Source organism: Photorhabdus viridis, assembly GCF_040256935.1.
GTDB classification, from domain to species: domain Bacteria; phylum Pseudomonadota; class Gammaproteobacteria; order Enterobacterales; family Enterobacteriaceae; genus Photorhabdus; species Photorhabdus viridis.
Map to the genome: position 1 here is coordinate 1 of NZ_JBEJZY010000618.1, position 223 is coordinate 223.

The following is a 223-nucleotide window of genomic DNA, read 5'->3' on the forward strand; positions in this document are numbered from 1 at the left end:
CATTACCGGCGCCCTGATAAGTGCAGCAGTATTTGCCGTGGCGGCGGCCGTCGTTGTGGGGACCGGCGGATTAGCCACCGTCGCGGTGATTGCGCTCGGCACGGCGGGTACGCTGGCGCTGGGGACGGTCATCAGTGCCGCCAGTTCGGCGGTCACGAACATGGTGGACAGTATCGGCCCGCCCAGCGGCGCACTGCTGACCGGCTCCCCGGATGTCTTTATT

At 66.4% G+C, this 223-nt stretch carries 1 protein-coding gene; it reads left to right on the forward strand.

Annotated features, from left to right (window positions below; all coding sequences use genetic code 11):
- Positions 1–223 (forward strand): hypothetical protein (locus tag ABR397_RS24810; protein WP_350307986.1); only part of this gene is annotated, 223 nt, incomplete at both ends.